Origin of the sequence: Planomonospora alba (genome assembly GCF_039534085.1) — a bacterium.
Lineage (GTDB): Bacteria > Actinomycetota > Actinomycetes > Streptosporangiales > Streptosporangiaceae > Planomonospora_B > Planomonospora_B alba.
The window spans coordinates 48,401-71,520 of record NZ_BAAAUT010000012.1 but is presented as its reverse complement, the minus strand read 5'-3'; the positions used below and the strand labels follow the sequence as shown (position 1 = coordinate 71,520).

At 73.1% G+C, this 23,120-nt stretch carries 22 protein-coding genes; 5 read left to right on the top strand and 17 right to left on the bottom strand.

Going from position 1 to position 23,120, the window contains the following annotated elements:
• Positions 1 to 55: 55 nt before the first annotated feature.
• Positions 56 to 979, bottom strand: a complete 924-nt coding sequence (locus tag ABD823_RS09470) for an LLM class F420-dependent oxidoreductase (RefSeq protein ID WP_344857932.1) — start codon at positions 977 to 979, stop codon at positions 56 to 58.
• Positions 980 to 1,126: 147 nt separating this feature from the next.
• On the opposite strand from ABD823_RS09470, the gene ABD823_RS09465 reads away from it, so the two are divergent.
• Positions 1,127 to 2,200: a glycoside hydrolase family 18 protein gene (locus ABD823_RS09465; RefSeq protein ID WP_344857930.1), complete on the top strand. Its 1,074-nt coding sequence runs from the start codon at positions 1,127 to 1,129 to the stop codon at positions 2,198 to 2,200.
• Between the two features lie 32 nt (positions 2,201 to 2,232).
• Here ABD823_RS09465 and ABD823_RS09460 read toward each other — a convergent pair whose 3' ends face one another.
• Entirely contained in the window at positions 2,233 to 3,474 is a 1,242-nt protein-coding gene (locus ABD823_RS09460) for a class I SAM-dependent RNA methyltransferase (RefSeq protein ID WP_344857928.1), read from the bottom strand.
• 62 nt (positions 3,475 to 3,536) lie between these two features.
• A complete protein-coding gene (locus ABD823_RS09455) occupies positions 3,537 to 5,579 on the bottom strand; it encodes an APC family permease (RefSeq protein ID WP_344857926.1) in 2,043 nt (680 codons plus the stop codon).
• 118 nt (positions 5,580 to 5,697) lie between these two features.
• On the opposite strand from ABD823_RS09455, the gene ABD823_RS09450 reads away from it, so the two are divergent.
• Together ABD823_RS09450 and ABD823_RS09445 are read left to right on the top strand one after the other, a co-directional pair.
• A complete protein-coding gene (locus ABD823_RS09450) occupies positions 5,698 to 6,363 on the top strand; it encodes a potassium channel family protein (protein WP_344857925.1) in 666 nt (221 codons plus the stop codon).
• Positions 6,363 to 7,022: a potassium channel family protein gene (locus ABD823_RS09445; protein ID WP_344857923.1), complete on the top strand. Its 660-nt coding sequence runs from the start codon at positions 6,363 to 6,365 to the stop codon at positions 7,020 to 7,022. Before ABD823_RS09450 ends, ABD823_RS09445 begins: the two co-directional genes overlap by 1 nt.
• Positions 7,023 to 7,065: 43 nt before the next feature.
• Here ABD823_RS09445 and ABD823_RS09440 read toward each other — a convergent pair whose 3' ends face one another.
• The 7 genes from ABD823_RS09440 to valS all read right to left on the bottom strand — a co-directional run bounded on the left by ABD823_RS09440 (position 7,066) and on the right by valS (position 14,147).
• Positions 7,066 to 7,737 (bottom strand): DUF3159 domain-containing protein, encoded by a 672-nt coding sequence (locus ABD823_RS09440; protein ID WP_344857921.1) that lies wholly within the window; start codon positions 7,735 to 7,737, stop codon positions 7,066 to 7,068.
• 37 nt (positions 7,738 to 7,774) lie between these two features.
• Positions 7,775 to 8,170 (bottom strand): OB-fold nucleic acid binding domain-containing protein, encoded by a 396-nt coding sequence (locus ABD823_RS09435; protein WP_344857920.1) that lies wholly within the window; start codon positions 8,168 to 8,170, stop codon positions 7,775 to 7,777.
• A gap of 47 nt (positions 8,171 to 8,217) precedes the next feature.
• Positions 8,218 to 8,886 carry a DUF3710 domain-containing protein gene (locus ABD823_RS09430; protein WP_344857918.1) on the bottom strand — a complete coding sequence of 223 codons (669 nt, stop codon included), beginning with the start codon at positions 8,884 to 8,886 and terminating at the stop codon, positions 8,218 to 8,220.
• A gap of 43 nt (positions 8,887 to 8,929) precedes the next feature.
• Positions 8,930 to 9,373, bottom strand: coding sequence for a dUTP diphosphatase (dut, locus tag ABD823_RS09425; protein WP_344857916.1), 444 nt, complete (start codon positions 9,371 to 9,373; stop codon positions 8,930 to 8,932).
• A gap of 64 nt (positions 9,374 to 9,437) precedes the next feature.
• Positions 9,438 to 9,992, bottom strand: a complete 555-nt coding sequence (locus ABD823_RS09420) for a PaaI family thioesterase (RefSeq protein WP_344857914.1) — start codon at positions 9,990 to 9,992, stop codon at positions 9,438 to 9,440.
• Positions 9,993 to 10,028: 36 nt separating this feature from the next.
• The gene (locus ABD823_RS09415) at positions 10,029 to 11,336 is read right to left on the bottom strand and encodes an AI-2E family transporter (RefSeq protein WP_344857912.1); all 1,308 of its coding nucleotides are present in this window, start codon (positions 11,334 to 11,336) and stop codon (positions 10,029 to 10,031) included.
• A 270-nt stretch (positions 11,337 to 11,606) separates the two neighbouring features.
• A complete protein-coding gene (gene valS, locus ABD823_RS09410) occupies positions 11,607 to 14,147 on the bottom strand; it encodes a valine--tRNA ligase (RefSeq protein WP_344857911.1) in 2,541 nt (846 codons plus the stop codon).
• 110 nt (positions 14,148 to 14,257) lie between these two features.
• On the opposite strand from valS, the gene ABD823_RS09405 reads away from it, so the two are divergent.
• On the top strand, positions 14,258 to 14,554 hold the full coding sequence (locus ABD823_RS09405; protein WP_344857909.1) for a DUF4235 domain-containing protein: 297 nt from the start codon (positions 14,258 to 14,260) through the stop codon (positions 14,552 to 14,554).
• Between the two features lie 53 nt (positions 14,555 to 14,607).
• On the opposite strand, the gene ABD823_RS09400 is transcribed toward ABD823_RS09405, so the two are convergent.
• The 5 genes from ABD823_RS09400 to ABD823_RS09380 form a co-directional block, all read right to left on the bottom strand.
• Positions 14,608 to 15,984, bottom strand: coding sequence for an alpha,alpha-trehalose-phosphate synthase (UDP-forming) (locus ABD823_RS09400; RefSeq protein WP_344857907.1), 1,377 nt, complete (start codon positions 15,982 to 15,984; stop codon positions 14,608 to 14,610).
• 52 nt (positions 15,985 to 16,036) lie between these two features.
• Complete coding sequence (locus tag ABD823_RS09395) at positions 16,037 to 16,843, bottom strand: hypothetical protein (protein WP_344857905.1); 807 nt, start codon at positions 16,841 to 16,843, stop codon at positions 16,037 to 16,039.
• Positions 16,844 to 16,934: 91 nt separating this feature from the next.
• Positions 16,935 to 17,234: a DUF4193 domain-containing protein gene (locus tag ABD823_RS09390; protein ID WP_030914836.1), complete on the bottom strand. Its 300-nt coding sequence runs from the start codon at positions 17,232 to 17,234 to the stop codon at positions 16,935 to 16,937.
• A 271-nt stretch (positions 17,235 to 17,505) separates the two neighbouring features.
• A complete protein-coding gene (locus tag ABD823_RS09385; protein WP_344858042.1) occupies positions 17,506 to 18,804 on the bottom strand; it encodes a sensor histidine kinase in 1,299 nt (432 codons plus the stop codon).
• Positions 18,805 to 18,916: 112 nt separating this feature from the next.
• On the bottom strand, positions 18,917 to 19,570 hold the full coding sequence (locus ABD823_RS09380) for a response regulator transcription factor (protein WP_344857903.1): 654 nt from the start codon (positions 19,568 to 19,570) through the stop codon (positions 18,917 to 18,919).
• Positions 19,571 to 19,825: 255 nt separating this feature from the next.
• Between ABD823_RS09380 and ABD823_RS09375 the strand changes: the two genes are divergently transcribed.
• Complete coding sequence (locus ABD823_RS09375) at positions 19,826 to 19,990, top strand: hypothetical protein (protein ID WP_344857901.1); 165 nt, start codon at positions 19,826 to 19,828, stop codon at positions 19,988 to 19,990.
• 67 nt (positions 19,991 to 20,057) lie between these two features.
• Here the strand turns inward: ABD823_RS09375 and ABD823_RS09370 are convergent, their stop codons facing one another.
• Together ABD823_RS09370 and ABD823_RS09365 are read right to left on the bottom strand one after the other, a co-directional pair.
• Positions 20,058 to 20,858, bottom strand: a complete 801-nt coding sequence (locus tag ABD823_RS09370) for an inositol monophosphatase family protein (RefSeq protein WP_344857899.1) — start codon at positions 20,856 to 20,858, stop codon at positions 20,058 to 20,060.
• 171 nt (positions 20,859 to 21,029) lie between these two features.
• Positions 21,030 to 22,991, bottom strand: coding sequence for a S9 family peptidase (locus ABD823_RS09365; protein WP_344857898.1), 1,962 nt, complete (start codon positions 22,989 to 22,991; stop codon positions 21,030 to 21,032).
• Positions 22,992 to 23,120: the final 129 nt, after the last annotated feature.

Genomic DNA, 23,120 nt, shown 5'->3' with positions numbered 1-23,120 from the left:
GGCGCGGGGCGCGGGATGCGGAGGCCCGCGCCCGCCCGGCCCGGGGCGCGCGGCCCTACACCCGGGGCAGCACCTCGGCCGCGATGAGCTCCAGGTGCTCCAGGTCGCCCAGGTCGAGCACCTGCAGGTAGACCCGCTCGGCGCCCAGCTCGGCGAACCTGCCGATCTTCTCGACCACCTCGGCGGGCGTGCCCGCCAGGCCGTTCTCGCGCAGCTCGGCGGGGTCCCGCCCGACGGCCCCGGCCCGGCGGGCGATCTCGGCCTCGTCGGCGCCGACGCAGACGACCTGCGCGACCGAGAGCACCATGTCCGAGCGCCCCTCCTTCTCGCACGCCTCCCGCACCCGGGAGAAGCCGACAGCGGTGTCCTCCAGGGTGCGGAACGGCAGGTTGTACTCGTCGGCGAAGCGCGCGGCCAGCCGCGGGGTGCGCTTGGCGCCGAACCCGCCGATGATGATCGGCGGCCTGGGGCTCTGCACGGGCTTGGGCAGGGCGGGCGAGTCCGCGAGCCGGTAGTGCGCGCCCTCGAAGGAGAACGTCGTGCCCGCGGGCGTGGTCCAGAGCCCGGTGATGATCTCCAGCTGCTCCTCGAAGCGCGCGAAGCGCTCCCCGATCGGCGGGAACGGGATGCCGTAGGCGGCGTGCTCGGCGTCGAACCAGCCGGTGCCCAGGCCCAGCTCGACCCGGCCGCCGCTCATCTGGTCCACCTGGGCCACGCTGATCGCCAGCGGCCCGGGCAGCCGGAAGGTCGCCGGGGTGACGAGCGTGCCCAGTCTGATCGTGGAGGTCTCCCGCGCCAGGCCCGCCAGGGTCACCCACGCGTCGGTGGAACCGGGGCCGGGGTCGCCCGGCCCGATCCGCACGTAGTGGTCGGAACGGAAGAAGGCGTCGAACCCCAGGCGTTCCGAGGTCCGCGCGACCGCCAGCAGCTCGTCGTAGGTGGCGCCCTGCTGCGGCTCAGTGAAGATCCTCAACTTCATGACCCCATTATCCGGGCGCCCCGCGCGGCATCCGCGGAAAGCCCGCCCCGCGGCACGCCCCCTTGCTAACATCCGGACTCCGGATGCAAAGAGTGTCCAAGCTGATACTCTGCGCGATGACTCGACGCCGTCGAGAAGGTGGATCACATGTCCGTGGTGGCAGACCGCTCCGCCGCTCGCCACGCTCGCGAGCCCGGCACCCCGCCCCGTTCCGTCGTCGTGCTCGCCTCGGTGGCCCTGACCGTCACGACCGGCGCCGCGCTCTGGGCCCTGCCGTCCGACACCGACGAGTGGATGCGCCCCGCCCAGGCCCGGGCCCAGACCGCCGCCACCCTCGCCGCCACCCGGCCCGCCGCCTCCGGCCTGGCCGCCGCGCCGTCCGCGCCCCTGCGCGGCACCGGGCCGTCCGGGTTCGCGGCGTTCGTCGACGTGGTCAACGACCCCCGCTTCAACCTGCCCCGCGCGGCCCAGCAGAACGGCGTGCGCTGGTTCACGCTCGGTCACCTCACCGCCGGGCAGGACGGCTGCACCCCCCGGTGGGGCGGGCGCCAGGACCAGGGCGGCAACCCGGTCGCCAACCGCCTGGGCCGGCTCCGGACCGCCGGCGGCGACGCCGGCCTCTCCTTCGGCGGCTCCGCCGGGCGGGAGCTCGCCTCGGCCTGCCTGGTCCCCGGCCGGCTGGCCGCCGCCTACCGCCAGGCCGTGGGGGCCTTCGACGCCGCCCACATCGACTTCGAGATCCGGGACCCGGCCGACCACGAGGCCGTACGGCGCCGCGCCGCCGCCGTCGCGACGCTCCAGCGGGAGAAGAGCGGCGCCGGGCGGCCTCTCGCGGTGAGCTTCACCGTTCCGCTGACCGGCGAAGGGCTCTCCTCCCATGACCAGCTGATGCTCCGGACCACCCGCGAGGCGGGCGTGCGGATCACCGCGGTCAACCTCCTGGTGCCGCTGCGGGCCGCCGAGACTGCCCGGGGCCGCCTGCGCCCGGTCGCCGCGGCGGTGCGCGCCGCCCAGCCCCAGATCGCCCGGGCACTGGGCGAGTCCCCGGCCTGGCGGCGGATCGCGCTCACACCCGTCCTCGCCGGGCCCACCGACCTGTCCGCCGCCGACGCCCGCAAGCTGGCCGGCTTCGCCGCCCGCCACCGCCTGGCCTGGCTGTCCACCCGGGGCGCCACCCCGGTGCCCGAGGTCGTCCGCCTGCTGGCCGCCCCGCCCCGGTAGGCGGCGGGCCGCCGGCCGCCCGGCGGACGCGGTCAGGAACGCACGAGCAGCGCCACGCTCTCCACGTGGCTCGTCATCGGGAAGGCGTCGAAGGCGCGCAGGTCGGCCAGGCGGTAGCCGCGCTCGGCGAGCCACGCGAGGTCGCGGGCGAGCGTGGCGGGATCGCAGGAGACGTAGACGATCCGGGACGCCTCCAGGCCGGCGACGCGCTCGACGACCTCGCGGCCGAGCCCCGTCCGGGGCGGGTCGACGACGACCAGGTCGGCGCGCTCGATGCCGTGCCGGTCCAGCGCGCTCTCCACGAGGCCCCGGGCGAAGCGGGCCTGCGGCAGGTCGCGGAGGTTGCGCTCGGCGTCGCGGACCGCGACCGGGTCGGACTCCACGCCGAAGACGGCGCCGTCGGGGCCGACCGCCTCGGCCAGGCCCGCGGCGAACAGGCCGACCCCGCAGTAGAGGTCGAGCGCCCACTCCCCCGGCCTCGGGTCGGCGAACTCCATGACCGTCCGGAGCAGCGTCGCGGCGGCGCCGGGGTGGATCTGCCAGAAACCGCTCCCGGTGACCTGGAAGTCGCGCCCGCCGACCCGCTCGGTCACGTGGTGGCGGCCGTGGACCGTCCGGGTGCGGCCGCGGCCTTCGTTGACGAGGACGGCCACGCCCTCGTCGAGGTCGGGCACGGCCACCGTACGGCGGGGCTTGGGCGCCACCACGACCGCCCGCTCCCCCGTCGAGGAGGCGATGACCTCGACCGAGGAGGCGCCGCGCCAGTCCATGACCTCGGCGCCGACGTCCTCCACCCCGGGGTGCGCGATCAGGCAGGCGTCCACCGGCTGGATGTCGTGGGAGCGGTGGCGGCGCAGGCCGACCGTCCCGTCGCGGTCGACGGCGAACTGCACGCGGGTGCGCCAGCCCAGCCCGTCGGGGGCGCCGGGCACCTCCTCGACCTGCCCGGTCCACTCGATCCCGGCCAGGCGCCGCAGCTGCTCGGCCACCACGGCGGTCTTCAGGCGGCGCTGCGCGGGCAGCGTGGCGTGCTGCCAGTCGCAGCCTCCGCACAGGCCGGGACCGGCGAAGGGGCAGGGCGCCACCACCCGGTCCGGGGAGGCGTCCAGGACCTTCACGGCGTCGGCGCGCAGGAAGCGGGAGGTCTCCTCGGTGATCTCGGCCAGGACCCTCTCGCCGGGGAGCGCGTGCCGGACGAACACCACCCGGCCCTCGTGGCGGGCGACGCACCAGCCGCCGTGCGCGACCGGTCCCACCGTCAGTTCGATCGCCATCGTGCCCCCATGCCCCGTTCTCTCTCGTGCCTCCCCTGCCTCGCAGAGCGGTCCGTGCAAGGTTATGCCTTGCCGTCGGGCTGTCGCGCCGCCTTGCGCCGGGGGCGGCGGACCGCCCCGGCGGCGGGGGGCTCGGGACGGCCCTTGAGCCGCGCGGAGGACTCCAGCTGCCACGGCACGCTGATGACCATCACGCCGGGCTGGAAGAGCAGCCGGCCCTTCAGCCGCAGCGCGCTCTGGTTGTGCAGGATGTGCTCCCACCAGTGGCCGACGACGTACTCGGGGATGTAGACGCTCACCACGTCGCGGGGGGAGCGCCGGCGCACCGACCGGACGTACTCCAGGATCGGCCGGGTGATCTCCCGGTAGGGCGAGTCGAGGATCTTCAAGGGCACCGGGATGCCCCGCCGCTCCCACTCGTCGGCCAGCGCCCGGGCCTCGGCGCCCTCCACGCCCACGGTGAGCGCCTCCAGGGTGGAGGGGCGGGTGGCGCGGGCGTAGGCGAGGGCGCGCAGGGTCGGCTTGTGGATCTTGGAGACGAGGACGACGGCGTGGTTGCGCGCCGGCAGCACCGACTCGTCGATCTGCGCGTCCTCGGTGACGGCGAGTTCGCGGGCGACCTTCTCGTAGTGGCCGTGGATGCCCTTCATCATCGCGAACAGCACCGGCATGGCCACGCAGACGATCCAGGCGCCGTGGGTGAACTTGGTCAGCAGCACGACCACCAGCACCAGGCCGGTCATGACGCCGCCGAAGAAGTTGATGGCCCGCGAGCGCTGCATGTGCAGCCGGGCCCTGGCGTCGATCTCGCCCTTCATGTGCCGGGTCCAGTGCCGGACCATGCCGATCTGGCTCAGCGTGAAGGAGACGAAGACGCCGACGATGTAGAGGTTCAGCAGGCGGCTGACGTCGGCCTGGAATCCCCACAGCAGCAGGCAGGCGGCCGCCGCCAGGATGAGGATGCCGTTGGAGAAGGCCAGCCGGTCGCCGCGGGTGTGCAGCTGGCGGGGGAGGAAGCGGTCCTGCGCGAGGATCGAGCCGAGCACGGGGAAGCCGTTGAAGGCGGTGTTCGCCGCCAGGAACAGGATCAGCGCGGTGATGCCGGAGATGACGAAGAACAGCGGCGAGCCGTCGCCGAAGACCGCCTCGGCCACCTGCGCGATGATCGGCTGCTGGTGGTAGTCGTAGCCGGCGGGGTGGCCGTCGATGAACACGTCGCGGTAGGCGGAGGCGGGGTCGGCGACCCGGACGCCGGAGGCCAGGCCCAGCGTGATGATGCCGGTGAACATCGTCACCGAGATCAGGCCCATCATGAGCAGCGTCCTGGCCGCGTTCCTGCTCTTGGGCTTGCGGAAGGCGGGCACGCCGTTGCTGATCGCCTCGACGCCGGTCAGCGCGGCGCAGCCGGAGGAGAACGCGCGCAGGATCAGGAAGGCCGCGGCGAAGGAGGTGAGGTTGGTCTGCTCGGCGATGATCTCGTACTCGGCGGTGGGGGCGCGCAGCTCGTCGCCGAGGACGTACAGCCGGAAGAAGCCGTGGACGATCATGCCGAGGACCGCGGCCATGAAGGCGTAGGTGGGGATGGCGAAGGCCATCCCGGACTCGCGCACGCCTCTGAGGTTGAGGAGCATGAGCACGATCACCACGATGATCGCGACCAGCGGTTTGTGCGTCGCGACGTACGGGATGGTCGCGCCCACGTAGTCGACGCCGTTGGCCACCGAGACGGCGACGGTGAGGACGTAGTCGACCATGAGCGCACTGGCGACGGTCAGGCCGGCGTTCCTGCCGAGGTTGACGGTGGCCACCTCGTAGTCGCCGCCCCCGCTGGGATAGGCGTGCACGTTCTGCCGGTAGGACGCGACGACCGTGAGCATCACCACCACGACGCCGCCCGCCACCCAGGGGCTGAAGTTGTAGAACGACAGGCCCGCCAGGGAGAGGATGACGAGGATCTCCTGCGGGGCGTAGGCCACCGAGGACAGGGCGTCGCTCGCGAACACCGGCAGCGCGATGCGCTTCGGCAGCAACTGCTCGTGCAGCTGCGTGCTGCGCAGTGCGCGCCCGATGAACAGGCGTTTGGCGAGGTCCGTCGTTTTCGGCACGTCTGTCGATGCTAGTCGTTCCGGGTGCTCACCCTCACGCGCCGCCCCCGGAAGCGGGCCATACTGGCTGGGTACATCCGACAAGCGAGATCCGCCTCGACACCACCGGCGGGGGAGCATGCATATTGTGATCATGGGGTGCGGCCGGGTGGGCTCCACCCTGGCGCACATCCTCGAGGACGGCGGCCACTCGGTCGCGATCATCGACCGGGACCCGCAGGCGTTCCGGAAACTGCGGGCGGGCTTCCGCGGGCGCCGGGTGACCGGGATCGGCTTCGACCGCGACGTGCTGGAGGAGGCCGGGATCGGCTCCGCCGGCGCCTACGTGGCGGTGAGCAGCGGCGACAACTCCAACGTCATCTCCGCCCGCGTCGCCCGGGAGACCTTCGGCGTCGACAACGTGGTCGCCCGCATCTACGACCCCCGGCGCGCCGAGGTCTACCAGCGCCTGGGCATCCCCACCGTCGCCACGGTCCGCTGGACCGCCGACCAGATCCTGCGGCGGGTGCTCCCCGAGGGCGCCGAGCCGCTCTGGCGCGACCCCACCGGGACGGTCGTGCTGGCCGAGGTCGCCTACCACCCCGCCTGGATCGGCACCCGGACCAGAGACCTGGAGGAGGCCGCGGGGGTGCGCCTGGCGTTCGTCAACCGCATGGGCGAGACCCTGCTGCCCCGGCGCGACACCATGGTGCAGGAGGGCGACATCCTGCACGTCATGGCCGCAGGCAAGGACATGGACCGCATCAACGGCGTGCTGTGCGCGCCGCCGGAGGAGGAGGACTGATGCGCGTCACCATCGCGGGCGCGGGGGCCGTCGGCCGGTCCATCGCGGCCGAGCTCCTGGAGAACGGCCACCAGGTCCTGCTCATCGACGTCGACCCCAAGGCCATCAAGATCGACTCAGTGCCGCAGGCGGAGTGGCTGCTCGCCGACGCCTGCGAGATCTCCTCGCTGGACGAGGCCGGCCTGACCGACTGCCACGTGGTCATCGCCGCCAGCGGCGACGACAAGGTCAACCTCGTCGTCTCGCTGCTGGCCAAGACCGAGTACGGCGTGCCGCGCGTCGTCGCCCGGATCAACCACCCGAAGAACGAGTGGCTGTTCAACGAGTCCTGGGGCGTGGACGTCGCCGTGTCCACCCCGCGCCTGCTCAGCGCGCTGGTCGAGGAGGCGGTGAGCGTCGGCGACCTGGTCCGCCTGATGACCTTCCGGCAGGGGCAGGCCAACCTGGTCGAGCTCACCCTCGCCGAGGACGCGCCGGTGGTCGGCCAGCGCGCCGGCTCGGTGCCGTGGCCGGCCGACACGGCCCTGGTCGCGATCCTGCGCGAGGGCCGGGTGCTGGTCCCCAGCGCCGACGACCCGCTGGAGGCGGGCGACGAGCTGATGTTCGTGGCCAACCAGGAGGTCGAGGAGGAGCTCAGCCGGCTCCTGTCGTCCCGGTAGCGCGCCGCCGCCCCGCCGCGCTCCCCGGTGTCCCGGCCTTCCGCTAGGAGGCGGCGGGCCGGACCGGGGTGCGCCCCCTGGCCAGCACCCAGGCCATGGCGCCGAGGGCGGCGACCTGCAGCGGCCAGCCCATGACGATCTTGAGGATGCCCAGTTCGGCCACGGCGTCGTTGCCGCCGATCAGGTAGACGGGCGCCTGCACGGCCACCCGGATCACGCACGGGATCATCAGCAGCCAGGTGAGCCGGGAGCAGAGCCTCACCACGGCCGGGTCCTTCCGCCAGGCCGTCGGGTCGCCGGTGACCGAGCCGATCAGGAAGCCCACCACCGGCCACCGGGTGACGACCGAGATCAGCATCGCCACCGCGTAGCCCGCGTTGTAGAGGATGCCCGGCAGGTAGACGTCCTTGGCCTCGCCGGTGCGGGAGGCGAAGAACCAGCCGATGCCGATGCCGATCAGGCTGTTGACCACGTACTGCGGGGTGGAGCGCTGCACCAGGCGCACCACCAGCAGGAGAGCCGACGTGGCGACGCTGACGATCAGCGAGAGGTTCAGCTGCGCCGTGGTGATCCACATGACGGTGAAGACCGCCGTGGGCACCGCCGCCTCGATCACGCCCCGGATCCCGCCGAACGCCTTGGCCAGCTGGGCCCGGATCGCGGCCTCCACGGTCTCGTGCGCCGCCTGCTCGGTGGTGGTCATCTCTTCGCTCACCGTTTTCCCACTCGCCGGTTCCGGGCTCCCCCGCCGGTCACGCCCCGCCCGCCGGCTTCAGCTCGTAGCGCGGATTGAACATCACCTTGCGGCCGTCCTGCACGCTGACCAGGCCCTCGGCCAGCACCATCCGGCCGGGCTCGATGCCTGCGATCTTCCGGCGGCCCAGCCAGATCAGGTCGATCACGTCCGAACCGTCGTAGAGCTCCGCCTCCAGGGCGGGCGCACCGCCCCGGGGCCGCAGGGTCACCGTCCGCAGTGTACCGGTCACCTTGAACCGGCGGCGGCCGGCGCACGCGACGATCGGCGTGGCGTCCTGCTGCCGGTCGAGCTCCTGCCGCAGTTCGTCCGCCTCCAGCTCGGCCTTGCTGGTCGCCAGCCGCTGGAAGAAGCCCCGCAGCCCGCGCGGCCTCTGCGACTCCTGCGTACTCACGTCCTTCTCCTTCACGCGTGTCGCCCCAGCGTACGCGATGCCTCCCGTCAGCGGATCTCCGCGATCTCCGGGCCGCGCCGGAACGGGTTGAGGTCGGGCGCCGTCCCGGCCGCCTGCCGGTCCGCCGCCTGCCTGGCCTCCGGGGGCAGGCGCAGCTCGATCGGCTCGTGCGGGGGCATCGGCTCGTCGCCGCGGACCACCACGATGTCGCGGACGACGTCCTCCAGGACCGCGGCGGCCGCCGCCTCCTGCGCGGCGCGTCCGCTGATCACCGCGCGCAGGAACCAGCGCGGCCCGTCGACCCCGAGGTAGCGGACCTGCTGCGGGCCCTCCTCCCCCGGGACCTTCGCCAGCAGCTCGGTGCCGAAGGGGCCCTGGGCCTCCTCCGCGGTGCCCCCGGCCTTGCGCACCGCCGTGACGAGCTCGGCGCGGACCTCGTCCCAGATGCCGCTCCGCTTGGGCGCGGCGAACGCCTGCACCTGCAGGGCGCTCCCGTCCACCAGCGCGATCGCGCCCACGATGCGGTCGCCGGCCAGGTTGAGCTGGATCTCGAACCCGGGGCCGACCGGGAGGCGGAGCCCGCCCAGGTCGACCCGCTCCCGCTCCGGGTGCGGCTCCTCGGCGTCCCACGGGCCGGACTCGCGCTCCGGCGCGCGAGCGGTCTCCTCCGCGACCGCCGGGGTCTCCTCCTGACGGTGACGGCGACGTCCGAACATCTTCCTCACGCTCCTTGGGAATGTAGCGGCGGCCGCTGAGCCGTCAGCGGCCGGTGGAGCCGAACCCGCCGGCCCCGCGTGCCGACCCGGGCAACCGGTCCACCTCGTAGAACGCGGCCCGCTCCACCTTCTGGATGACGAGCTGCGCGATCCGGTCCCCGCGGCTCAGCCGTACCGTGCCCTTGCTGTCGGTGTTGAGCAGGGTCACCCTGATCTCGCCCCGGTAGCCCGCGTCGACCGTGCCGGGCGCGTTCACGATCGTCACGCCGCGCTCGGCGGCCAGGCCGGAGCGCGGGTGCACGAACGCGGCGTACCCGTCGGGCAGGGCGATCGCCACCCCGGTGCCCACCGTCGCCCGCTCGCCGGGGAGCAGCTCGACGTCCTGCGCGGTGCGCAGGTCCGCCCCGGCGTCGCCGGGATGCGCGTAGGACGGCGGCGGCAGGCCGGCGTCGAGCCGGTGGATCAGCACTTCGACCGGGCGGCTCACCGGGCCTCCTCCGCCGGTCCGGTCCGCCGGACCGCCGGGCCCGCGGTCCGCTCGCTCCGCTCGCTCACGGGTTCACCTCGTACTCGTGGTGCTCGGCGAGGAAGGCCTGGGCGTCGCCGTGCTCGGCGAAGTGCTCCATGCCGACCTCGATGAAGAGGGCGGCGGCCCGTACCGCGACCGGGCCGTCCGGGGCGCCGATCCGCCCCTCCGCTTCAAGATATGCCTTCCGGCCGGACATGCCGGTGCACCAGGCGCGCAGATGCAGCCTGGTGCCCACCGGGACCGGCATCAGGTAGTCGGTCTCCAGCCGCCCGGTGACGTAGGGCCGCTGGAAGAGCCAGACGGACATGCCGATGACCTCGTCCATCGCCGCGGCCAGCACGCCGCCGTGCGCGAGCCCCGGGGCGCCCTGGTGCGACTCCCCCACGGTGAACTCGGCGGTGACCGTGGTCCCGTCGGGGGTGACGGCGGACAGGTGCAGGCCGGTGGGGTGCCGGTCTCCGCAGCCGAAGCAGCGGCTGTAGTGCGAGCCGAGCCGGCTCCCCGGGGCGGGCGCGCCGGGCAGCGGCTCCGGCGGTACGGCCCCCGGTGGCGGAGTGGTGATGGTGGAACGGGTCACGTGGGAGAACGTTACCGCCTGCGCTGCGGCGACCGCTCATCCACCGGCGGGTCCGGCCCCCTCGGCGCGGAGTGCGGCGCCCGGCCCCGGGAGGGCCGCGCCTCCGGCCCCGGAGGCGGGTTCCTCCCCCGCCGCGGGCGCGGTGCCCGCCGCCCCCGTCCCGGGCGGCGGCTCCGGGGCGGCCTCTCGCGGCGGGCCGGCCGGGTCCGGCCCCGGAAGGGCTCCACCGCCCGGCGGGGCGTCCGGTCCGCCGCCGGCCGGGCCGGGCGGCGGCGGCAGGGCGGCGGGCGACTCCCGCATGAGCTCGGGCAGGGCCCGGTAGACGATCGCGGCGATCGGCACCGCCACCACCGCGCCCGCGATGCCGGCGATGATGCCGCCGACGGACAGCACCAGGATGATGGCCAGCGGGTGGAAGTGCAGCGCCCGGCCGACGATCAGCGGCTGCAGCACGTGGTTCTCCAGCTGCTGCTCCACCAGCAGGATGCCCAGGAAGACCAGCGCGTAGATCGGCCCCTGGGCGCCGAGGGTCACCAGGGTGGCGACCGCCCCGGCGAAGAAGATGCCGACGATCGGGACGAAGCTCGCCAGGAAGATCAGCACGGCGAGCGGGGCCCAGAGCGGCACTCCCATGCCGGCCAGCACGATGCCCATGATGACGCCGTGCACCGCCGCGACCGCCACGGTGCCCTGCACGTAGTGCGAGAGCGTCACCCAGGCGGCCCGGCCGGCGCGGTCCACCCGGGGCGCGGCCCCGCCGAACGCCTTGAGGAACCAGGCCCAGATCCGGTCGCCGTCCTTGAGCAGGAAGAACGTGACGAACAGCAGCAGGACGATCGAGGCCAGCACCTCCAGCGCCACCGTCGCGCCGGTGAGGACCGTCGAGGTGATCTGCTCCTGCTGCTCGGTGAGCTGCCTGGCGAGCTGGTCGATCCACTCGTCGATCTGGGTCGGCTGCAGATGGAGCGGTCCCGTCTGGAGCCAGCCCTGGATCTCCTTGGCGGTCTCCTGGACCTGGGTGACCAGCCGGGGGAACTCCTCGTTGGCCCGGGCCCCGATGATCCAGCCGGTGCCGCCCAGCACCGCGAGGGCGATCAGCATCGTGACCCACGTGGCGTAGATCGGCCGCAGGCCGATGTTCCGGAGCCGGCGGGTGACCGGGAAGAGCAGCGCGGTGAGCAGCAGTGCGATGGCCACCGGCAGCATGACGATGTGCAGGGTGGCCACGAACGACGCGGCGTAGAAGACGGCCCAGCCGATGACGATCAGGCACAGGCTCCAGGCGGCCAGCCGGAGCAGCGTGCGCGGCACCAGCTGGGTCAGACGTTCCCGGTCGGAGATCACGCGTTCCAGACTGTCACGTCCGGCCCGGGAGCGCGCGCGGTTATCACCCCGTTCGCGGCGCCGCGGACGCGAAGGGCCCGGCCGCACCGGCCGGGCCCCGTCCGCACCGCTCAGCGCTCCTCCGGCGGCCGGGTGATCACCCGGTCCTCGAGGTAGCAGCTGCAGTTCCCGCACCCCGGCGCCGTCTCCGCCATCTCGCCCTCCCTCACCTGATCGTGCTTCGACCGTACGACAGACGGGCGCGACGGGGAGGACACAGTCGCGGCACCGTCAGGGCAGGGCGACCTCCACGACCAGGTCGCCCTCTCCCTCCGCCAGGACGAACTCCTCGACCGCCCCGGCCGCGCACAGGTCGTCCTGGGCCTGCCGGACCAGGGCCGCCCCGGCGCCGGTGACGGTCAGCCGGGAGACCTCGGCCCGCATGGAGAGCTTGGCGTCGGACTTGGCCCGGCGGACCCGGCCGAGCACGCCGGCCACGGCGGGCAGCAGTTCCGGGTCGCCGTCCGCGCCGGCGGGCACGGGCCAGGGCGCCCGGTGGACCGAGCCCTCCCGCCACCAGGACCACACCTCTTCGGTGACGAACGGCAGGAACGGCGCGAACAGCCGCAGCACGGTGTCCAGCGCCCGGCGCAGCGCGGCGTGCGCCGAGCGGGCCCCGGTCTCGGCGGAGCCGTCGCCGTAGGCCCTGGCCTTGACCAGTTCCAGGTAGTCGTCGCAGAACTCCCAGAAGAACCGCTCGGTCCGCTCCAGCGCCCGGGAGTAGTCGTAGTCCTCGAACGCCTCGGTGGCCTCGCGGACCACCTCGTCGAGCCGGGCGAGCATCGACAGGTCGAGCGGCTCGGTGATCTCACCGCCGGAGCCGCCGTCCCCGTCCGGGCCGCCGAAGCCGAGCACGAACCTCGACGCGTTGAGGATCTTGATCGCCAGGCGGCGGCCGACCTTGATCTGCCCCGTGTCGAAGGCCGTGTCGGTGCCGAGGCGGGCGCAGGCCGCCCAGTAGCGGACCGCGTCGGAGCCGTACTCCTCCAGCAGGCCCATCGGGGTGACGACGTTGCCCTTGGACTTGGACATCTTCTTGCGGTCCGGGTCGAGGATCCACCCGGAGACGGTCGTGTTGCGCCAGGGCAGCGCGGCGTGCTCCAGGTGGGAGCGGACCACGGTCGAGAACAGCCAGGTCCGGATGATGTCGTGGCCCTGCGGGCGCAGGTCCATCGGGAAGACCCGCCGGAACAGGTCCTCGTCGCGCTCCCACCCGCCGGCGATCTGGGGGGTCAGCGAGGAGGTGGCCCAGGTGTCCATGACGTCCGGGTCCGCGACGAAGCCGTCCGGCTTGCCGCGCTGCTCCTCGGTGTAGCCGGGCGGCACGTCGCTCGACGGGTCGATCGGCAGCACGGACTCGTCCGGGACGATCGGCGAGGAGCGGTCGGGCTCCCCGTCGGCGTCCAGGGGGTACCACACCGGGATCGGCACGCCGAAGAAGCGCTGCCGGGAGATCAGCCAGTCGCCCGCCAGGCCCTCGACCCAGTTGTCGTAGCGGGCCCGCATGTGCGGCGGGTGCCAGGACAGCTCCCCGCCCCGGGCCAGCAGCGCCTCGCGCAGCGCGCGCTCGCGCCCGCCGTTGCGGATGTACCACTGGCGGGTCGTGACGATCTCCAGGGGCTTGTCGCCCTTCTCGAAGAACTTCACCGCGCGCTTCACCGGCCTCGGCTCGCCCTCCATCTCGCCGGAGGCGCGCAGCAGCTCCACGACCCGCTCGCGGGCCGAGTGCACGGTCTTGCCGGCCAGCTCGCCGTACGGCCCGGCGGGCACGCCCTGCGGCGGCTCGGGCAGGATCCGGCCGTCCCAGCCGATCACCGCCCGCGCGGGCAGGTCGAGCTCCCGCCACCAGACGACGTCGGTGACGTCGCCGAAGGTGCAGATCATCGCGATGCCGGAGCCCTTGTCGGGCTCGGCGAGGCGGTGGGCCAGCACCGGGACCTCGACCCCGAACAGCGGGGTGCGGACCGTGGTGCCGAACAGCGGCCGGTAGCGCTCGTCGTCCGGGTGGGCCACCAGGGCGACGCAGGCCGGCAGCAGCTCGGGCCGGGTCGTCTCGATCCAGACCCGCTCCCCCGGCGGCGTGGTGAAGGCGATCCGGTGGAGGGCGCCGGGGTGCTCGCGGTCCTCCAGCTCGGCCTGGGCCACGGCCGTGCGGAAGGTGACGTCCCAGAGCGTGGGCGCCTCGGCGACGTACGCCTCGCCGCGGGCGAGGTTGCGCAGGAACGCCCGCTGGGAGGCGGCCCGCGCGCGGCCGTCGATGGTGGCGTAGGTCAGCGACCAGTCGACCGACAGGCCCAGCCGCCGCCACAGCTCCTCGAAGGCCTTCTCGTCTTCGAGGGTGAGCCTCTCGCACAGCTCGATGAAGTTGCGGCGGCTGATCGGGATCTGCTGCCTGCCGGGCTCGGCCGGGGGCCGGAAGTCCGGGTCGTAGGGGACGGACGGGTCGCAGCGCACGCCGAAGTGGTTCTGCACGCGCCGCTCGGTGGGCAGGCCGTTGTCGTCCCAGCCCATCGGGTAGAAGACCTCGCGCCCGCGCATGCGCTGGAAGCGGGCGATCGTGTCGGTCTGGGTGTAGGAGAAGACGTGGCCGACGTGGAGGGAGCCGGAGACGGTCGGCGGCGGGGTGTCGATCGAGTAGATCTCCTCCCGCGTGCGCGAGCGGTCGAACCGGTAGGTGCCCTCGGCCTCCCAGCGGCCTACCCATACGGACTCCAGGCCGGCGAGAGTCGGTTTCTCGGGCATGGGCGCGTGGCGTGGTCGCTGATTCGTCATGCTTCCCCATGGTATGGCTTCACATGATCCGCCGCCGGGGGAGACTAGTGTTCGTTATCCGAGGGGAACCATGCGCAGGGCGGCGGCGCCGCCCGGGGAGGAGACGCACCGTGGCCGACGAGCAGGAGAAGCAGGATCTGGTCTGGAAGGCCGTCGGCGGCCTGGTGGGGTTCGCCACGGCGTGGGCGGCCAAGAAGGTCCTCGGCTTCGCCTGGGAGAAGACGACCGGCAAGAAGCCCCCGGCCGACCACGACTCCCTCGACGTCAGCCTCGCCGAGGCGATCGGATACGCCGTGGTGATGGGCGTGGGCATGCAGGTGGCGCAGATCGTGATGGCCCGTACCGCCAGGAAGCGCTACGACGCGTGGAAGGCCCTGAAGGAGGCCGCCAAGGACGTCGTCGACTGAAGGGGCGCCGGAGCCTCCTGGCGGTGCGGGTCACCGCGGTGACGCCGGCGGCGTCAGGCCTCGAGCGCCGTCAGGAACTCCCTCGCCCAGTGGTCCACGTCGTAGGTCGCCACCCGGCGGCGCAGCGAGCGCATGCGCCGGGACAGGTCGTGCGGCGTGGCCCGCATCGCCGCGAGCATCGTCCGTTTGAGGCCGTCCACGTCGTAGGGGTTGACCATGAACGCCTGCCGCAGCTCGTCGGCCGCCCCGGCGAACTCGCTGAGCACCAGGGCGCCGCGCAGGTCGTGCCGGCAGGCGATGTACTCCTTGGCCACCAGGTTCATGCCGTCGCGCAGGGGCGTGACGACCATCACGTCCGCGGCGAGGTAGAGCGCGGCCAGCTCGTCCCGGCCGTAGGACTGGTGGAGATACTGCACGGGCTGCTGGCCGATCTCCCCCTGCTCGCCGTTGATCCGGCCCACCTGCAGCTCGATCGAGTCGCGCAGCCGCACGTACGCCTGGACCCGTTCCCGGCTGGGCGTGGCGATCTGCACGAAGACCGCCTCGCCGGGCTTGACGGAGCGGTCGGCGAGCAGCTCGCCGAAGGCCTTCAGCCGCTGGCCGATGCCCTTGGTGTAGTCGAGCCGGTCCACGCCGAGCAGGACGTACTCGGGCTCGCCCAGCTCCGCGCGGATCTCCTTGGCCCGGGCGACGATGTGCGGCTCGCGGACCAGGGTGTCCAGCTCGCTGAAGTCCACCGAGATCGGGAAGGAGCCGGCCCGCACCACCCGGCCGTCCTCGGTGTAGATCTCGTGCTTCTGGTGGTTGAGGCCGAGCATGCGCCGGCAGAGCCGGACGAAGTTGGAGGCCCCGCCGGGGCGCTGGAAGCCGACCAGGTCGGCGCCGAGCAGTCCCTCCAGGATCTCCCGCCGCCAGGGGAGCTGCTGGAAGAGCTCGCCGGGCGGGAAGGGGATGTGCAGGAAGAAGCCGATGCGCAGGTCGGGGCGGAGCCTGCGGAGCATCGCCGGGACGAGCTGGAGCTGGTAGTCCTGGACCCACACCACGGCGCCCGGCTCGGCGGCCTCGGCGGCGGCCTGGGCGAAGCGCTCGTTGACCGTGCGGTAGGCGTCCCACAGGACGCGGGAGTAGACCGGGGTGGCCACCACGTCGTGGTAGAGGGGCCAGAGGGTGGCGTTGGAGAAGCCCTCGTAGTAGAGCTCCACCTCCTGCCGTGACAGCGGGACGGGGATCAGGTGCATCCCGTCGTGGTCGAAGGGGTCGAGGTGCTCGTCCGGGGCTCCGTGCCAGCCGATCCAGGCGCCTTCGCGGCGCTGCAGGACGGGGGCGATGGCGGTGACCAGTCCGCCGGGGCTGCGCCGCCACATGTCCTCTCCCACCCGGTCGACGGGGAGACGGTTGGCGACGATCAGGAACGAGCTGGTGCTCGTCACAAAATCCTCCAAGTAGTCGACTTACCCTGTCAACTACCCCATTCCGGCGATTTTATGACTTTCCGGACGGCAGAGCACGGTTGCGGCGCAGGTCGTCACGGACCGTGTCCGCGAGCCTCCTCGTCGCCGCCCGGTTGAGCGCCCCTCCCGCCACGGCGCCGGTCAGGAACGGGCCGAGCGTGGTGAGGTGGCGGCCGAGCGTGCGCATGAGCCGGTTGCGCAGAGCGGTCTTGGTCGCGGTGCCCAGGGCGAGGGTGACGGAGGCGGGGGACAGCGGGTCCACTCCGCGCTGCTTGGACCAGGCCGTCACGAAGGCGACGGCCCGCTGGGCGCCGGTGCCGGGGACCTGCACGCCGTACACCTCGTGCAGCTCGGCGATGAGCTTGACCTCGATGGCCGCCACGACCAGCGTCTCGGCGACGAGCTGGGCGGGGGCGGACAGCAGCAGGGGCGGGGCGGCGAACTCCGCGGCCGCGAGGGCTCCGCCGATCGCGCCGACCGTCATGGTGGCCTTGGCCGCGGTCCGGACGAGGTCGTCGGCCAGCGCCTCGGCGGTGAGCCCGTGGTGGTGCTCGGAGAGGGTGGCCAGGTCGCGGATCGGGATCCGGGGGGCCACCGCCATGAAGACGTCGGCGAGCCAGCGGCCCCGGCCGACCCCGGCCTGCCTGGCCTTCTTCGCGCCCTCGGAGAGCGCCCCCGCCAGCCGGCCGAGCAGCCGGCGCCGCTCGGCCCCGTCCATGCCGCCGTCCTCGGCGAGCCGGCCGACGAGCTCGGCCACCTCCCGCTCCGCCGGGCCGGTCGGCTCCCCCGCCGTGGAACCGTCCGGCCCGGCGCCGGTCCGTTCGTTGTCTGACGTCATGTCGCGGAACCTCCTCAGGGCGTGTCCTCGGTCGCGGCCCCTACCCTCGGGTGAAGGGACACACCTACAGGACAGGCCGTCGGAACGGTCGTCAGGCCGCGCACTCCCGGCAGATCTGCTGGCCGTTCTTCTCCACGGCGAGCTGGCTGCGGTGGTGCACCAGGAAGCACCGCGCACAGGTGAACTCGTCGGCCTGGCGAGGAATCACCCGGAGCGAGAGCTCCTCGTTCGACAGGTCCGCGCCCGGCAGCTCCAGCGACTCGGCGAGGTCGGTCTCGTCGATGTCGATGCTGCCCGAGGACTTGTCGGTACGGCGTGCCTGCAGTTCCTGGAGACTGTCCTCGCTGAGGTCGTCGTCAGTCTTGCGTGGACTGTCGTAGTCGGTAGCCATCGGTCTGCTCCATCCCCCTCATCTATCTGTCTGCGCCCGCTCGCGCGTTCTAACGTCCGAGAGGTCCGTCTTGTGCCCGAACCGACGGAGAGATTCCTGCTTCGGTACCCCGCCGGAACGACCGCCGAACCTCCTCACACGTGAGGGACCCGCCACCAACGGGCATGGTTAGCCAAATATGGCCGGAACCACAGCATTGGCGGCATGCACCACCGTGTTCGACGGCACATCCAACCACATGTGCGGCGTGAGCGAGACGCCCCCCGCCGGATCACCGCGACTGGAGTCTCACGGTGACCACGAGGCCGCCTCCGTCCCTGGGGACGGCGGCCACGTTGCCTCCGTGAGCCCGCACGACCGCGCGCACGATGGACAGCCCCAGGCCCGCTCCCTTGTCCGAGTCGACGCGGTCGGCGCTCAGTCTCCGGAACGGTTCGAACAGGCTGTTCACCTCGTACGCGGGCACGTGCGGCCCCGTGTTGGCCACCTGAACAAGCAGAGCACCCTCCACCATTCCCGTCCGCACCCAGACTTTTCCGGATTCGGGAACGTTGTACTTGATGGCGTTCTCCACCAGGTTGGCCACGCACCGCTCCAGGAGCACCGGATCGCCCACGGTCCCGGCGCTGCGCAGCTCCGTGGCGATCTCGACCCCGGCCTCCTCGGCACGCGGGGCGAGCTGCTCCACGGCCGTCTCCGCCACCTCCTTGACGTCCACCGGTTTGCGCACGCTCAGCTCGCGCTCGCTCCGGGCCAGCAGCAGCAGGCCCTCGATCAGGCGCTCGTTGCGGGCGTTGACCTCCAGGAGGGTGCGGCCCAGCGCCTTGAGGTCCGCCGACGCCTCCGGGTCGCTCAGCGCGATCTCCAGAACCGTCCGGTTGATCGTCAGCGGGGTGCGCAGCTCGTGCGAGGCGTTGGCCACGAACCTGCGCTGCGCGTCGAAGGCGACGTTGAGCCGGGTCAGCATGGCGTCGAAGGTGTCGGCCAGCTCCTTGAGCTCGTCGTTGGGGCCCTGCAGGTCGATGCGCTCGTGGGCGAGGGTCGAGTCCGAGAGCTTGCGCGCGGTGACGGTCATCTTCTGGATCGGCCGCAGCGCCCGGTCCGCGACGACGTAGCCGATGATCAGCGCGAAGATGCCGACCCCGACCAGCGCCATCAGCGACCTGTAGAGCATGTTCTGCCGGGTGAGCAGGATCGTGCTCTCGCGCTGCAGTGCCCACCACTGCTTGACCTTCCACTCGTCCCCCGGCGGGTAGTCGAAGGCGGTGTAGTGCGGCCAGACCACGTCGATGGACCAGGCGACCATCACGTACATGACGAACAGCAGCACCGCGCCCGCCATGAAGAACAGCGCGCCGTAGGTGAGGGTGAGCCGCCACCGGATGCTGATCCGGTTGGTCACCGCCTTCGCCCGCTCCAGGAGGGGCACCTGCAGCGGCGCGGCGCCCACCGGAGGCGGGCCGTCCCAGGCCGGCGGCCCGCTCGGCGGCGGGGGCGGCGGTCCGCCCGGACGTCCGGGCGCGGGCTTCGGCTCCCTGCTCCCGGCGCGCTCGGAGTGCGGGCTGATCATCGGATGGGTCGGCACCGCGTGCCCCGGCTCCTCCTCCGGGCCGGGGACCGGACGCTCCTCCGGAGTCCCGCTCACCGCTTCCCCCGTCCCCGCCGCACGCCGGACCGCCCGCTCACAGCCGGTATCCCACGCCGGGCACCGTCTCGATCACCTGAGGCTCGCCCAGCTTCTTCCGCAGGGTCATCATGGTCACCCGCACCACGTTGGTGAACGGGTCGATGTTCTCGTCCCACGCCTTGTCCAGCAGGTCCTCCTGGCTGACGACCGCGCCCTCGGCGCGCATCAGCTCCTCCAGGACCGCGAACTCCTTCTTGGTGAGGCTGACCTCCTGGCCGTCCCGGGTCACCAGCCGCTTGCCCGGGTCCAGGCGGATCCCGGAGCGCTCCAGCACCGGCGGGAGCGCCGGGGCCGAGCGGCGGCCGAGCGCCCGCACGCGCGCGACCAGCTCGACGAAGGCGAAGGGCTTGGCCAGGTAGTCGTCGGCGCCCAGGCCGAGTCCCTCGACCCGGTCGTCGACGTCGCCCGAGGCGGTCAGCATGAGGATCCGGGAGGCGGTCCGCCCGGCCACCAGCCGGCGGCACACCTCGTCCCCGTGCACCTTGGGCAGGTCCCGGTCCAGCACGATCACGTCGTAGTCGATGTAGCCCGTCTTCTCCAGCGCGGCGGCGCCGTCGTAGGCCACGTCCACGGCCATGGCCTCGCGCCGCAGCCCGGTCGCGATCGCGTCCGCGAGCACCCGCTCGTCCTCCACCACAAGCACCCGCACGACCCCTGACACCTCCGCTGGGAAAAACCGGGAACAGTCCGGGAGACCCGCGCGCACGAGCGCCGGAACGGTCTCCCGCCTCCGCCCCATTGTCGCCCCGCCGCTCGTAAGCCTGCGGTAAGGGGTCCGCCACGGAGGGCGGCCCGACGGTGATGTGGCGCACACCGATGTTTAGGACACGCGGAGCAGCGGGTACAGGCGTAGGCACCCCTTTTACACCGAACGCCCTTCGGACCCCGTGAGAAAGAAGGTGAGATGGGCGAGTTCACCACCACGATCGAACACCGCCTCGACCAGGCCTACAAGCACCTGAAGGAGGCCCGGTCCACCGGCGACGACTACCTCGCCGACACGCTCACCGCAGAGATCGAGGACCTGCGCCGACTCGCCACCGACAACGGCGTCTCGCTCCAGCGCTGACGCGAGCAGCCGCACGGCGCCCCCCGTCCTCGACGGGGGGCGCCGTGCGGCGTCCCGGGGCCCGGGCTCAGGCGTCCCGCTCCGGATCGAGCGGGGCCAGCAGGTCGTGGAGCTCCTCGAACAGTCCCGGCGCCGCGCAGATCGTCAGCTCCGGGCTGCACGGCCTGCCGTGCAGCCCCCCGATCCTGGCTCCCGCCTCGGTGGCGACGAGCCCGCCGGCCGCCCAGTCCCAGTACTGCGGGCCGCGCTCGTAGTAGCCGTCCACCCGTCCCGCGGCGAGCGCGCACAGGTCCGAGGCCGCCGAGCCGCCCCGGCGGATGTCGCGCACCCGGGGCAGCACGTGCGCGAGCACCTCCGCCTGGACCGCCCTCCTGCCGGGCTCGTAGCCGAACCCGGTGGCGATCAGGGCGCGGTCCAGCCGCACCCCGCTGTTGCAGCGCAGCCGTTCGCCGGCGAGCCAGGCCCCCTCGCCCCTGGCCGCGGTGAAGACCTCCCCGCGGGGCACGATGTTCACCACGCCCGCGACGATCTCGCCGTCGGCCTCGACCGCGATGCTCACCGCCCACTCGGGCACGCCGTACAGGAAGTTGACCGTCCCGTCGATCGGGTCGACGACCCAGCGGACGCGGCCCCCGCCGGTGGCGCCGCCCTCCTCGCCGAGGATCGCGTCGTGCGGCCTGGCCTCCTTGATCCTGGCGCGGATCAGCTCCTCCGAGGCCCGGTCCAGCGCCGTCACCACGTCGGTGGGGCTGGACTTGGTCGCCAGCACCTCGGGCCGGGCCGGCCGCTTGGCCAGGAGCATCTCCCCGGCCTCGCGGGCGATCCGCTCGGCCAGTTCCAGGAACTCCACGGCGCTCCAACTCGTCATCGCTCACCACTCCTCAGCCGGTCCACGCCCCCATCGTCCCCCGCGGGCCGTACGGCGTGCCGCGCCGGGCCTGTGACGATGCTCACGGCCGCCGTCCGCGGCCGCGCCGCAGGCCCCGGCGGCGCGGCCGGGAGCGCTGCGGGCGGCGGCGGGCAGCACGCGGGAGCGCGGTCAGGAGAGCGACTCCGGGCGCTTCCACTCCTGGCCGAGCACGTGCTGGGCCAGGAAGGCCAGGACGGTCTCGTACCAGACGACGGCGTTGCCCGGCTTGAGCACCCAGTGGTTCTCGTCGGGGTAGTACAGGAACTTCGACTCCACGCCGGAGCGCTGCAGGTCCCACCAGAGGCGCAGGCCCTCGCCGATCGGCACCCGGTAGTCCTTGTCGCCGTGGATCACCAGCATCGGCGTGGTGATCTTCTCCAGCGACAGGTGCGGGGAGAGCTTGGCGTACAGCTCCGTGCCGGGCCTGCCGAACTCGCGCTGCCAGTACATGGACGCGTCGGTGGTCCCGGCGAACTGGTCCAGGTGCCAGAGCGAGGCGTGGGTGACGATCGCCCGGAACCGGTCGGTGTGCCCGGCGACCCAGTTGGCCATGTAGCCGCCGAAGGAGCCGCCCATCGCGGCGGTCCGCTCGGCGTCGACCTCGGGCAGCTCCAGCGCCGCGTCGGTGATCGCCATCAGGTCGGCGTGGGTGCGCGGGCCCCAGTTCGCCCAGCCGCGCCGGATCATCTCGGGCCCGTAGCCGGTGGACAGGCACGGGTCGGGCAGCAGGACGGCGTAGCCCTTCTCCGCCATGATCCACGGGTTCCACCGCCAGGACCAGTCGTTCCAGCTGGACAGCGGGCCGCCGTGGATCCACAGCAGGAACGGCGCCGGGCTCTCGGCGGAGGCGCCCTCGGGCAGCACCAGCCAGGCCCGGATCTCCGCGCCGTCGTCGGCGGTCGCGGTGAGCTCCCGGAGCGTGCCGGGCAGTTCCAGGGCGGGGGCCGGGGACGCCAGCTCCTCGACCGCCCCCTCCGCGGTGATCCGCACCGGGCCCGCCGGGCGGTCCACGGCGCTGCGCAGCGCGTAGACGGCGCCGTCGGGGGCGGCGTTCAGCGAGGAGTAGGCGGCGTCGTCGGGTGTGAGCCGCACCGGCTCGGAGCCGTCGGCCGGGACGCGGAAGACCGGGCGGCGGCCCCGGTGGTCGGCGGCCACGTACAGCGAGGCCGAGTCGGGCGCCCACACCATGTCCGACGGCCACAGCCCGCCGCCGGCGGCGTGCCCCTCGCCGGTGGCCAGGTCGACGATCCAGATCGTGCTCTCGGGGATCTCGGTCGTGGAGGCGTGGTTGCCGCGCACGCAGGCGACCCTGCGGCCGTCGGGCGAGACGGCGAGCGGCCCCTCGAAGTCGTGGCCGTCCAGGCTCGCCAGGACCCGGCGGGCGCCGCCGTCGCGGGTGTCGATCAGGACCAGCTCGGAGCGGAGCTCACCGCCCGGCAGCGGGACCGACCAGGTGGCGACGGCCGCGCTCCCGTCCGGGAGCACCTTGTAGGAGGCGTTGGTCAGCGCCTTGCCGGCTTCGGGGGTGAGATCCCTCACCTCGGCCAGCCGGTCGCCGCCGAGGACGCCGGCGAACAGCCGGGGCTCGCCGGGACCCAGGTCGTGGTCCCAGTAGCGCACCGGGTAGCTCTCGTGCAGGATCGCGCTGATCCCGGCGTCCTTGCGGGCCTTGCGCCGCTCGGCCTCGGTGGCCTCGTCGCCGGGCAGGACGTCGGAGCCGAAGACGACGACGGGCCCGCCGGTGGCGAAGCCGCCGATTCCGCCGGGCCGGGAGGCGATCTGACGGGCCTCGCCGCCGCCCATGGGCAGCAGCCAGAGCGCGGGCGCCTCCTCGTCGGGGTCCTTGACCGTCGGGTCGGGGCGGCGGGAGCCGAACAGCACGTCACCGTCCGCGGTGAACTCCGCCCCGGCCTCGCCCTTGACGGACCTGGTCAGCCGGTACGGCGCGCGCCCGTCGAGGGGGATCTCCCACAGCGCGGTCCCGTAGGACCTCCCGTCCGGGTTCAGGGCCTGCACCACGCTCACCAGACGGGTCCCGTCCGGGGAGAGCCGCAGGGACAGCACCCGCGGTACGCCGACATAGTCACGCATGTCAGAAAAAGGGGTCACGCCACCGAACCTACCTCTCCCGGGCGGGCCGTCCACCCGTCCGGCGGGCCGCTCCGCTGCCGGGTGCCGGTGCCGCCGTCCGGAGCACCCGCCGCATGCGGTTTGATGAGA

Bases quoted from the DNA above. Each gene is read 5' to 3' on its own strand.
- ABD823_RS09465 (WP_344857930.1), top strand. From the start codon at position 1,127: ATGTCCGTGGTGGCAGACCGCTCCGCCGCTCGCCACGCTCGCGAGCCC.
- valS (WP_344857911.1), bottom strand. From the start codon at position 14,147: ATGACGAATCAGCGACCACGCCACGCGCCCATGCCCGAGAAACCGACT.
- ABD823_RS09470 (WP_344857932.1), bottom strand. From the start codon at position 979: ATGAAGTTGAGGATCTTCACTGAGCCGCAGCAGGGCGCCACCTACGAC.
- ABD823_RS09385 (WP_344858042.1), bottom strand. From the start codon at position 18,804: ATGATCAGCCCGCACTCCGAGCGCGCCGGGAGCAGGGAGCCGAAGCCC.
- ABD823_RS09390 (WP_030914836.1), bottom strand. From the start codon at position 17,234: ATGGCTACCGACTACGACAGTCCACGCAAGACTGACGACGACCTCAGC.
- ABD823_RS09460 (WP_344857928.1), bottom strand. From the start codon at position 3,474: ATGGCGATCGAACTGACGGTGGGACCGGTCGCGCACGGCGGCTGGTGC.
- ABD823_RS09430 (WP_344857918.1), bottom strand. From the start codon at position 8,886: ATGTTCGGACGTCGCCGTCACCGTCAGGAGGAGACCCCGGCGGTCGCG.
- ABD823_RS09395 (WP_344857905.1), bottom strand. From the start codon at position 16,843: ATGACGTCAGACAACGAACGGACCGGCGCCGGGCCGGACGGTTCCACG.
- ABD823_RS09450 (WP_344857925.1), top strand. From the start codon at position 5,698: ATGCATATTGTGATCATGGGGTGCGGCCGGGTGGGCTCCACCCTGGCG.
- ABD823_RS09365 (WP_344857898.1), bottom strand. From the start codon at position 22,991: ATGCGTGACTATGTCGGCGTACCGCGGGTGCTGTCCCTGCGGCTCTCC.
- ABD823_RS09445 (WP_344857923.1), top strand. From the start codon at position 6,363: ATGCGCGTCACCATCGCGGGCGCGGGGGCCGTCGGCCGGTCCATCGCG.
- ABD823_RS09370 (WP_344857899.1), bottom strand. From the start codon at position 20,858: ATGACGAGTTGGAGCGCCGTGGAGTTCCTGGAACTGGCCGAGCGGATC.
- ABD823_RS09375 (WP_344857901.1), top strand. From the start codon at position 19,826: ATGGGCGAGTTCACCACCACGATCGAACACCGCCTCGACCAGGCCTAC.